Source organism: Metalysinibacillus jejuensis (assembly GCF_003057615.1).
Classification (GTDB): Bacteria; Bacillota; Bacilli; order Bacillales_A; family Planococcaceae; genus Metalysinibacillus; species Metalysinibacillus jejuensis.
This window is the reverse complement of record NZ_QAFW01000059.1, coordinates 1-11,192: the sequence shown is the minus strand read 5'-3', so window position 1 is coordinate 11,192 and position 11,192 is coordinate 1. Positions and strand designations below refer to the sequence as shown.

13 protein-coding genes are annotated in these 11,192 nt (G+C 37.5%); 4 read left to right on the top strand and 9 right to left on the bottom strand.

Annotated elements, in window-relative coordinates; translation table 11 throughout:
• Positions 1–4: 4 nt before the first annotated feature.
• Positions 5–643 carry a hypothetical protein gene (locus DDE80_RS12590; protein ID WP_108308193.1) on the bottom strand — a complete coding sequence of 213 codons (639 nt, stop codon included), beginning with the start codon at positions 641–643 and terminating at the stop codon, positions 5–7.
• A 415-nt stretch (positions 644–1,058) separates the two neighbouring features.
• Complete coding sequence (locus DDE80_RS12585; protein WP_161952335.1) at positions 1,059–1,577, bottom strand: DUF1643 domain-containing protein; 519 nt, start codon at positions 1,575–1,577, stop codon at positions 1,059–1,061.
• A gap of 176 nt (positions 1,578–1,753) precedes the next feature.
• Between DDE80_RS12585 and DDE80_RS12580 the strand changes: the two genes are divergently transcribed.
• The 4 genes from DDE80_RS12580 (at position 1,754) to DDE80_RS12570 (ending at position 3,867) form a co-directional block, all read left to right on the top strand.
• Positions 1,754–1,954 (top strand): hypothetical protein, encoded by a 201-nt coding sequence (locus DDE80_RS12580; RefSeq protein WP_108308189.1) that lies wholly within the window; start codon positions 1,754–1,756, stop codon positions 1,952–1,954.
• 89 nt (positions 1,955–2,043) lie between these two features.
• Positions 2,044–2,256 (top strand): hypothetical protein, encoded by a 213-nt coding sequence (locus DDE80_RS12575; protein ID WP_108308188.1) that lies wholly within the window; start codon positions 2,044–2,046, stop codon positions 2,254–2,256.
• A 346-nt stretch (positions 2,257–2,602) separates the two neighbouring features.
• Entirely contained in the window at positions 2,603–2,755 is a 153-nt protein-coding gene (locus tag DDE80_RS15175) for a hypothetical protein (protein WP_161952334.1), read from the top strand.
• A 350-nt stretch (positions 2,756–3,105) separates the two neighbouring features.
• Positions 3,106–3,867: a hypothetical protein gene (locus DDE80_RS12570; protein ID WP_153060907.1), complete on the top strand. Its 762-nt coding sequence runs from the start codon at positions 3,106–3,108 to the stop codon at positions 3,865–3,867.
• Between the two features lie 206 nt (positions 3,868–4,073).
• Here DDE80_RS12570 and DDE80_RS12565 read toward each other — a convergent pair whose 3' ends face one another.
• The 7 genes from DDE80_RS12565 to DDE80_RS12535 all read right to left on the bottom strand — a co-directional run.
• Positions 4,074–4,448, bottom strand: a complete 375-nt coding sequence (locus tag DDE80_RS12565) for a transposase (RefSeq protein ID WP_161952333.1) — start codon at positions 4,446–4,448, stop codon at positions 4,074–4,076.
• Entirely contained in the window at positions 4,441–5,970 is a 1,530-nt protein-coding gene (locus tag DDE80_RS12560) for a YifB family Mg chelatase-like AAA ATPase (protein ID WP_108308183.1), read from the bottom strand. Before DDE80_RS12560 ends, DDE80_RS12565 begins: the two co-directional genes overlap by 8 nt.
• A gap of 254 nt (positions 5,971–6,224) precedes the next feature.
• On the bottom strand, positions 6,225–6,425 hold the full coding sequence (locus DDE80_RS12555) for a hypothetical protein (RefSeq protein WP_108308181.1): 201 nt from the start codon (positions 6,423–6,425) through the stop codon (positions 6,225–6,227).
• Positions 6,426–6,480: 55 nt separating this feature from the next.
• Positions 6,481–6,939, bottom strand: a complete 459-nt coding sequence (locus DDE80_RS12550; protein WP_108308180.1) for a hypothetical protein — start codon at positions 6,937–6,939, stop codon at positions 6,481–6,483.
• Between the two features lie 139 nt (positions 6,940–7,078).
• Positions 7,079–7,831, bottom strand: coding sequence for a hypothetical protein (locus DDE80_RS12545; protein WP_108308178.1), 753 nt, complete (start codon positions 7,829–7,831; stop codon positions 7,079–7,081).
• Between the two features lie 88 nt (positions 7,832–7,919).
• Complete coding sequence (locus tag DDE80_RS15065; RefSeq protein ID WP_153060906.1) at positions 7,920–9,629, bottom strand: toxin Cry1Ac domain D-VI-related protein; 1,710 nt, start codon at positions 9,627–9,629, stop codon at positions 7,920–7,922.
• Positions 9,630–10,551: 922 nt separating this feature from the next.
• Positions 10,552–11,192, bottom strand: a 641-nt coding sequence (locus DDE80_RS12535) for an Rpn family recombination-promoting nuclease/putative transposase (protein ID WP_153060905.1), incomplete at its 5' end; no start/stop codon positions are given.

The window sequence follows — 11,192 nt, the reverse complement described above, 5'->3', positions numbered from 1 at the left end:
TTTGTTAGTGGATGGCTTGTTGCACACGTTCCCCATAGCCATACTTTTGAAAGTATTCAATCAGTGCACCTTCAACAATCATCCGTTGTGACAAGTTATACTCGGTACTAAAATCATTCAACAAAGCAATCATTGTCCTCGCTAAGGTTAATGTCTTAGGGGAAGCATTCACACGTACTTTAAAATGAGGTACTTGTCCTTGTGTCGCTTGGGTTAACCACTGAATTAAAAAGTCTTGATGCGTACAGAGAACATCCCATAACTCCCCTGTAGGTAATGATGGGGTAGGCGCTGGTGGAGGAGTCATCATAGGTGATGTGTCTGGTACAGATAGCGATGGACTAGGCTGGGCTTCATACTGATAGTTCTGACTTTCATTACACCAATAATAACCTTGGCTTGCCATATACTCACCTAACGCATCTACGGTTTCAAAGCCATGTTTGATCGCTACTTGACGAGGATTGGGATACTTGACATCTAACATACGAATAATCTGGGCTGCTTTAGTCCTAAGTTGCAGGGCTTCTTGAACTAACTTTACTGAAAAAATCGTCACACGTTTACGAGGTTGTGGCAGGATTTCCTCTTTGACACCGATAGGTAATTGCAGTTGTTGCGTAGGTTGCGTTGTAGTATACATAAAAAGCCCTCCTTATATTTTTTAGGCAACATAAAAACGCCCATTCCCTTTAAGAGAATGAGCGCTATAAGTTACCAATAGTTACTTGGCTTCATCATTATAATATATGCTTGAATTTTTTATTGTTACATTTCCTCAGTGCTACATCTAGGTTGCTACATCTATAATAATCAGCTGTGACTAACACCAACCGTATGACAGGCTGCATTGCCAAAGCTAGTTTCGGCAATGAAAACAAAAAGAAGCCCCCGCAAAATTGCTCTTGCGAAAGGCTTTCTATGTCTATCCACCATACCATGCATTTTCATAAATTGTAGTGAATTGTGCGAGTGCCAGGCACCCGATATTAATTATGCGAGCGAACAGTAATCTGGGGCTTATGAAAAATAACCATCCAGCGCTCAGTCCTTTTTTGTTACTCAAATGGATAGCTCACCAAACTCCACTCATCGCTGCATCCAACACTTAAATGGCAGTTAACATTTCCTCTCTTGTCTTGGAAACATTTTACTCGGTCTTTAAAGGGAAGTATTTCTCGTTTTACAGTGTCGAGGGCTTCTTTATATTTTGCTTTTCCGTCAGCATCTCTTCCCCAACCTACTATTATAAGCTCCGAACCTCTTAAGGCATTCCTGATATAATCCACATTAGCTTTTTCTAATTTATCATCCCGATTAATCAATCCGTTTTGGTTTTTCGATCTAAATGCGTATAAATTAACAACTTCAACCTGGCTGTAATCATTGCTTATCAGGTGGTTCATCAGATTCATCACTGTCTTATCCATAACCAGCTCTGTTGCATCACTTGGATTTATACCTATGAACGCAGCCTTGGGTTTGTCCTTATCCCAAACTTTTGTTAATGAATAACTGTACTTTTGATCATCTGAGTAAATTGCTGTCGTTTTCAAAGTCTGCTCTTTAGTGACCACCTGTTTCTCCTCCTCTCTATCCTCTCTATCCTCTCTACTAACAATTCTACCAAAGCAAGAAAGTAAGAACCAACCCGAAGATTAGTTCTTCCTTTCCAATCAAATTTCTAACTAATCATCAGAATAGTTTATGAATTGTGTGAGTGCCAGGCACCCGATATTTTAGCTCAAACAGCTTGACAGTTATTGCGCAATACCTACATGATGTTGGGCATGAATCATTGACTGGTACAAGAGCTAATCCAAGCGCTCATGATACTGTTGTAGCTGAAAACTTCTGGAAGAGCTTAACGTTCAATCAAGCAGGCGATGAAGTTTCACCTAAGTTCACATCAATTGCAGCTATCCGTACAGCAATCACGAACGCTAACAAATAATAATCCACTCAACTATTTGAGTAGATTACAAGAAAGGACTGGCCTTCGGGTTGGTTCTTTCTTTTTAATAGGAAGGGAGGGAAAAGTGAATGACGTTTATTGAACTATTGAAACAGTTTGTGGCTTCAGGTCGATTAACTGAACCCTTCACGGTAGCTGATGTTAAAGCGGTTACGAATAATCCTGAAGCAAATAATTTATCAAATTATGCGATCGATAATGCTGGGTCGAGCAATCTGAATAATAAAGTGTTAGGTCGCAGAAGAAATACGGCTGGAAATTATGAGTATTGGTTTATTTAACATCGGGTGTCAGTGGTCAAGCCCCATGAAAATGGACATGATGTTCTTAATATCACCTTCCTGTCATCCATACAATTAAAACGCTATTCAGATAATTGATGGGTAACAAATGGAACGATATGAGTTACGACTACCAGGTACAGACACTATTCAGATATTTAATCAGATAAGTGTTAATTTTGGTATGAATATGAAGTGGTCAATCATGTTTCTTAGGTGATTGGCTGTTTCTTTTTCTGATTGTAACAATCCTATTATCAAGAATATATTATAATCCTGAATAACTACTCTAAATCTCACTTCCCCTGAACGGAGGTAAGGCTTATTTACATTTGGAGGGATTATGATGGAAAAGTATGAAGTGAATGTTGAGCAGTTGGCATTGTCGTTGGTGAAGGAAGATGGTGAAAAGCATGTGTCGAGAAAGCGTGTGGACATTGTGTCGTTGCGATTGGTGAAGGAGAAAAGTTTGATGTATAAGTTTCGTGCCATTCGTTAGTATCAACCACTGTCACTCATACAACACGAATCTGAATTATATGGTATCTATAAAACAGTAGCCTACTCATCCTTCAACTTTGAACACTATAGGGATTAATTTGAAACTATTTACTAATCATTCCTTAATTACTCACTTTCTGACTTTTTTCGAGTAGTATATATTTTTTGCAGGAATGGCATTCCCTGTTATTACGTAATTTTTTAATGACAAAACACTACCGTACTACCGTATGTTTAGATTTACTTATCATGATACAATGGTTCCTAGGAGAGTAAATATCCGATATTTTAAGAAGAAGGTTGTGAGTGATTCTGAGTGATTATAAGTGCAAGTCTGTTCGGTGTTTATTGTCAATTGTTTTATTGGTAATGATCGGCATTCCATTAATTATTCATTTTTTAGCATGGGTATGGTCACTCAAAGGTTTGGGTGTGGGTGCTGTGGAGGGATGGATTGGCTTTTGGGGAAGTTATTTAGGCGGAGTATTAAGTACGTTTGGGGTAATAGCGACAACATTTATAATACTTCGGCGGAACGATAAAGCTATAGAGCTGCAAGATGAAAAAATAAGGAGAAAAGAATATGTTTTTTATGAATTACAGCAAATAGAGGAAGCAAATAAGATTTTAGTACAGTGTAGTAACCTTCTTTTGAGATTGAATGAAGAATATAGAATTATTGCTACAAAAATCATAGAGACAAATGAATATACTATTGGTAAAACGATGGGAAAGTTCGACACGGATAATTATAATCAGATGGTTGACGAATACAGAGAAAACATTAGAACTTTTTCGAATTTAAGAAGCGAATACTACGAACTGTTTGAACTGTTTAAGTATAAAATGAATATTTTTGCGAAGAGTAATGCAATCACTAAAAAGTTGAATGCTTCAGTTGAACAATATTTTATTAAAATCAAAAACTCTATTGAGGTACTATCTGAAACAAAACTTGCTAAAAATGAAGGAGATATTCTGCTAGAAAAATGTCTTTTAAGTATAGAGGAGGAGAAAAAATCGTACTTTGAGATAGAAAGAGAAGTTAAAAGCGAATTGAAAAGTATTCTTTTGCAAAAACTCAATGAATTTAAAAATGCTATGAATTAATGTTAAATACGTTTGGATTATGTATTGCTTTTAAATTGCTTCTCAAACAGCTGTGATTGCCTTGTCGGCCAACAGGATAACGATGATGATACACTCATAATTCAGTCAATTAGTCAAATAAGTGTTAAGAATGGTGCAAGTTAGATACGGTCGATCGTCTTTAAAGATGGTTGACTGTTTTTCTTGTTCTTTCTTTTGATATGCTCCTACTTCCTGTAATGGACATAGAATATCGGGTGCCTGGCACTCACACAATTCACAATCACTTCCGAATAATACCGCTTTTCATACAGCTGCCCTGAAAAACGATACTTGCGCCTATAATAATCCGTATACCGTTTGTTGACGATCATCATAACTTTACTTAAAGGAACGTTGGGCGAACGAATGACAAGATGATAATGATTTGTCATCATACAATAGGCGACGATTTCAAAGCGATACAAATCATACGCATACGAGAGAACGCGAAATAGCTCTGCCATATCACGCGGCTCTTTAAAAATCGGCTGACGATTATTACCGCGCATCGTCACATGAAAGAAAAAGCCAGGATGCCAATAACGATGTTGTCTACCCATGAATATCATCCTTTCTGAGTGGGCTGCGTGACTTCCAGTGAATCGCCTCGTCAAGATGCGCACGCTGTAACTCAAGCGAATGATCGAGGTCGGCGATTGTACGCGCAATTCTTAGTAGCTTAGTTTGTGTGCGGTTACTCCATTTATTTACATAACAAATTTTTTGGAAGTGTTGCAATAAGGAAGGGGTGAGCGTTGTATGTTGTCGTAGGAGATGTGTCGAAACATTGCCATTTAAGGCGTGGTAGCGCTGATACTGAACGTCACGTGCACGGGCAACGCGCTCTCTAATCGTGAGTGAAGACTCAGGCATTGGTAGTTGCTGTTGCAAAATGACACTTTCTAAAGATAAGAAAAAATCAATCCGATCTAATAAGGGGCCTGATACTTTTTGCTGGTATTGCTGTACTTGCTTCGGTGTACATTGACAATACCGTTCAGTAGAACCGTGATAGCCACACGGACAAGGATTAGTAGCTGCAATTAATTGAAAACGTGAGGGGTACGTCACCGATTGGCGCACACGGCTAATCGTAATCTCGCCTTGCTCTAAAGGCTGCCGCAACATATCTAACGTTTTTTTAGAAAACTCGCCTAGCTCATCTAAAAAAAGTACGCCATTGTGAGCTAATGAGATTTCGCCTGGTTTTGGGAAGGTACCGCCTCCCATAAGAGAAATGCCTGAAGAAGAATGGTGAGGTGCACGGTAAGGCGGCAAAACAGAAAAGTCTCTCTGCTCCTCAGCTAGCTGATAAAGGCTATACGTTTCTAGCATTTGTGCCTCTGTGAGATTAGGCTGTATTGATTGAAAAGCTTCAGCAAGCATGCTTTTTCCACAACCTGGAGGTCCAGACAATAATACGTGGTGCCCGCCTGCAGCTGCAATCTCAAGTACACGCTTGGCTTTTTCATGACCAAAAATCATAGAAAAATCACCGCTAATTTGCTCTTTTTCAATCGTTTGACTTGGGCTCTCTTGCACATGTTGAGGGGGATTAAAGGAAAGTTGAGGTTGAACACCGTTTTTCGTAAAGTAAGCAATGAGTTGACTGATGTGATTTAGGGAAATTAATTCAGTCGTTCGCTCAGTTTGTAAAAAACTCGTGTCAATGGGCGGCAAAATAATACGCTTAAAACCCATTAATAACGCTTGTTGTAAAGCAGGAATTAATCCATGAAAACCAACGAGTTGGCCTTTAAGACTTAGCCCGCCTAACACACAAGTCTCGTCGTCAATTTTGATTTTGCTCGGCATTAATTGCTCTAAAATAGCTAGTAACATCGCACAATCATAGCCAATGCCCACTTTGCGTTTATCTGGCGGTGACAATTGCACAGTCATGCGCTTTAACGATAAATCAAAGTTTAAACGATACAAATTCGATAAAATCCGTTCACGCGACTCTTTCATAGAAAGATCAGGCAAACCAATAATGATACATGCTTCTTTGTCTGTACGGACATCGGCTTCAATATCAATACAATATCCTTTCAGACCTTCTAGTCCAACACTTTTAACCATTTTATCACCTCTTTTATATGATTACTTCCATTATACAGAACACTTGTTCTTATTTCAACTTTAATTGGATAAAAAAAGAACCAGCCTAAGGGCTAGTTCTTGCTGTAAATTGTGTAGGTGCCTGGCATGCTATATTTTATCCACCCACCATGCATTTTTATGAATTGTAGTGAATTGTGTGGGTGCCAGGCACCCGATATTGACACCTATTTCGACGATTTCATCACGTTATGCGAATTATTCTCCATACAGGATTAGTTATTGTTATTTTTGGTTATATGAACTACTTGAGCTGGTTCATTATTAATCAAATTTGGTTCAACCATTACTATTAAATATTCAGTGTGAGAAATTCCTTCTCGAAAGACAATTCCAGGGCGGAGTTCTGTCCCCCGAGGTACTTCGATTGTAGAACAAATTTCACCACTCTCAACAAAATAAACTGGTAAATTCATCTTTAACATCCCCTCTCATTTTACCCTTCAAAATTGCAAGTTTTACTACTAAAAATTATTCACCTGCTAAATACCATTTTTCATCTTTTAATGCCATTTCCCATGTTTGTACTGCTTGTTCTTTTGTATCAGATTCTTTCATGACATAGTAAACAATGGCACTATTTTCGTCTACTTCTTCAACCTTTAAATTTTCTTTAAAGCTTGCTAAATCGGTTGAACCAAAGCGTTCTTCTGGTTTAGAAATTTTACGGAAATTATCGAATGTAGATTCTTTTGGTGCTTTATCGGGATCTACATATAATTGAGTAAACTCTTCATATGTACCTTCATTGAAATAAATCATACCAATGTAAGACACCACTGCATCAAATGCTGATTCTTGACTTACTTCATATACTTCTTCCACAGGTGTTTCTTTTTCTCCACTATGTTCTTCGTTATTCTCGTCACTACAACCTGCTAACAATACACCAATTGTTAATGCCATAGCACCCATTCTTTTGTTCCACATTATTACACCCCACCTACTAGCACTTAAATCACTTTACATTATTAGGTGATTTTTCTTGTCCATCGACTGTTTTGAAAGATAAGTTTTAAAGTATTAAGCTACATCCTTCAAAATTTGCTCTACTACTGATTGATGTTAACTAATATAGCCCCAAATTAATACCTAGTTTCTTCAACACTTCTTTTGTAAAAGGATGCTTAGAAATGACAATATTCGATAATTGCTCAATTGGCAATTTCACCTTTATTAATGCCATTTGATATTTCGTTAATGAATGCCAAGGCTTCCCCTGAAGGTAACAGTCATAAAACGCCTTTACAATGCGCTCGTCTTCAATATCAAAACCTAAATCATCTTTCATTAATTGTTCCCAATCTTTTTGACTACCCATCGCTTGAAACTTCAACCAGAACTCTTTAAATACACTAACAGCTACTGTCATTTTTTCATTTACAGAAGCTTCATTTACGAAAGTTGTATGATTATTTTCTGCTAACCAATGTTTCATCCATTCTCTCGCTGTCTTACCATAACCAAAGTATTCATGATTCATATCCAATTCGATTGCCACATCATCGAATTTTTCCAACGTAATCGGATATGTAAACATTTCTTGCTCTACTTTCGGTTTTTTAGGTAAACGAGTAGCTAATGTATTTAGTCGAGCCTGTCCATACCAGTATGTCTCTGTTTTTAATAGAAATAGGCTATTTAAGGTTTCTTGTAACTGATCGATGTCTTGTTGTGTAATAGCTTGTTGCTTTTCGATTACTGTAATTTGTTCCTCAAATACTGTAATTGCCGAATCATCACTATAGTTATTTGTAAATGTCCATTCTACATTTAGCTTTAATGGATTACTATTCGTTAATTCTCGTCCGATTGTTTGCATTTCAGTTCGCCTCTTTCTATAAGAAACCCCTTCCCTCAAAAGAGGAAAGGGAGTCCATTGATAATCTATATCTATTCAGATATAAATATTATTTGTTTGCTTCAACTAAAGCTTTGATCTCAGCGATAGTTTTTACATTGTAACCAGCTTCTGGCTTAGCATCTAGAATTGCTTCTGCTAAATCAAGTTCCGTTACTGCAGTGAAACCTTCTAAAGTTGTTACTTTCTTAATTGCTGCTACCACAGCATCTTTTTGTGCTTTTGTTGCACCTGTAGAAGCAATTGTAGCATTTGTTGCTGTATTAAATGCTGCAATGTCAGCTACATAAGTTGCTACAAAGCCAGTTGATGCTGTATCAATAGCACTCTTGAAGTCTGCTGTTGCAGTATAAGTAGTAACTGGTTCTTCACTATGTGCTTTATTGATGATATATTCACCTAATTCAGCACGTTGAGCTTTAGATAAGTTACCAAATGTAGTGCTTCCAATGCCAACAATAATTTCTTGAAGTGTTGCAACATCTTCGTTAGCAATAGCATCATTAATTAATTTTACATCAAGTAATTCTTGAGCCGCTTCTACTGCCGCTTGTAAATCTGCTTTATCTGTTGCTGGAGATACGTCTGCTGGTAGTGCTTCTACTAACACTGAAGCTGCATCAATTTCGTCTTGTCCAACACCTTCTGCTAAAGCGTCACCTGCTGCATTTGTTAATGCTTCTACTGCTGCTGTTGCTGCAGCTAAGTTCACTACATCTTGAAGGGCTTGAGCAGCCTCTACTAATGCTTGTAAATCTGCTTTATCTGTTGCTGGAGATACGTCTGCTGGTAGTGCTTCTACTAACACTGAAGCTGCATCAATTTCGTCTTGTCCAACACCTTCTGCTAAAGCGTCACCTGCTGCATTTGTTAATGCTTCTACTGCTGCTGTTGCTGCAGCTAAGTTAGCTGTTGCTGTTCCTGCCGCTTCTAATTGAGCTGTTAAATCTGCTACTTTAGTACGTGAACCTTCAACATCTGGAGCTAAACGATTAATTGCTTCCTCTGCTGCTGCAACATTTTCAGGTGTTAAGTCTGCTACTGCTGCTGCTACTAATGCTGTAGCCTTTGTATCGTTAACATTATCAATGAACCCTTGAATTTCTGTTAATGAATCTGCTGTAGTAGTAAGACCTGCTAACGCTGTTGCATATTCAACAATGTAATCTTCATACGCACGATTAACACCCGCTTCTTGTAAAGCCGTGTTTAATTTTGCTTGATTAATTGGATTACTTGCTGTGATTACTGTATAAACGATTTTTGCTGCTTTGATATCTTCTACAATAGCAGTTAAAGCTTCTTTAACATTTTGCCCTTTAACTTCAATAGATACTCCTGCAACATTTAAGTTACCCTTATTATCAGCATAAACAGAAGTTTCATCAACTACTGCTACTAAAGCTTCTGCTGCTGTAATATCTGCAGGCAGTTTTGCTGCTGTTAAAGCTATTACTGCATTCTCAGCATTTGTTACAGTAGCTTGTACTGCTGTATCAATAACATTTGTTTGGATACCAGTTGCTGTTAATTTTGTTGCGTCAGCTGTTGCAAACCCTTTAATAGTAGCTACATAAGTAGTAAAGTATTTATCAAAGTTTACATCAGTTAATAAACCTGCTTCTACACCGTACTCTAATGCTTCATATAATTTCAAATCATCTACTACAGTAGATGCTGCTGTTGCCCCTAAAGTAACCGCATCAGTAATTAATGCGTTGAAATTACCTACAACAAAGTAAGCTTGGATTTCTTGCACTGATGTTGCTGCAGCTAAATCAGTTAAATCTGCTACTACTAAAGTTTCATATTCGAAACCAAATGCATCTAGTGCTTTTTTCGTATTGATTACAGAACCAGCTGTTGCTGCATCTTTAACCGCTTTTACAGCATCTGCTAATACTTTATCATTTACAGCTTTTACTTCATCTAAAGCTGTTTGTAATTCTGCTTTAACTTCTGCATCTTCTACAGCATCGATAGCTTCTTGAGCTGCTGCTTCTAACGCTTCTACACCTGCTACATCAGCATATGTAGAGATTGTTGCTGCTTCATAAGCTGCTACTGCTTCTTTCGCTGTAGTTACTTCTGGAGCTTCAACTTCTACTGCTTCAACTACAAATGCTTCTGCTGCTACTTCGTTTACAGTGTAAACTACTGATTGATCTGCATCTGTAGCTTCAACAGTTGCTACTGTTAATGTTACTGTTACGCCATCTTCAGCTAATACTGCTTCAGTAACTTCTACTGCTGTAGCTTCGTCTTCGTTAATTGTTTGAGTTACAGTGAAATCAGCTGCTGTTACTGCTTCTACAGCTTCTGCTAATGTTACTGTTACTGTACCGTTAATCGCCTAAACCTCATGAGTAAATAGAGTCTTTCAAAGCCTATGAATCATAAGGGTTTTACTATGTACGTTTGTTGTTTCCCTATAAAAGATATACCATTATTCCACATACCCTATGAAATAAAAATAAAAAAAATATAGCATTTATGCAGAGTAACCTGCGATTGCTTGTTACTCCATGGCAAAAATAAATTAGCGAGCAACCGGCTGTATGCCATGCAGTAACTAGTATACCCGATTTCCCGCTAATTTTCACCAACTTTATAGTGATAACTGACTTTCTCTCTATTACTCAATAACCACTACTAGATTTTTAAATTATCTCATACTTCGCTTACGCATTATTTTTCTTGAATGATGCAATAATAGCTTTAACTTTTTCCTCACTATAGCCTGTTACTACAGCTAATGTAGTGACATCTAAACCATTTTCATAGCCATTACGTATCGTTTCTTTTTTACCTTCTTTTTTACCTTCTTCAATGCCTTCTGCTTTACCTACTTTTATACCTTCTGCTTTACCTACTTCAATACCTTCTTCAATGCCTTCTTCTTTAGCATGGCGTATACTTAACTCATGATCCTCGATAGCTTTTAAACGTGAATGATACGCTATCACTGTATCAGGCGTTTGACTTAATTCTTCCCATGCCGTAAAGGCTTCAAGTAAACGTTCATCTTTCATCGCTAGCTCCTCCAGTTCTTCATAAATTTCATCATACACACGTTGCTTTCTCGCATCGACCATACCTAATAATAATAACCATCGTACTAAAACATCATCGAGTGGATTGACCTTATCTTCATGCCAAGCTTGAATAAACTTTTTCATCTCAATGAAATGAATTTCTAAGACATCATCTTGCGCATCGAGTCGCTCTAGTGAACTATCTTCATATAAATGGTACGTACTATGATAATTCGCTGACTTTGAGAACAAGGTGAAATCACAAATGTTGATAGTAATCGTCGGTA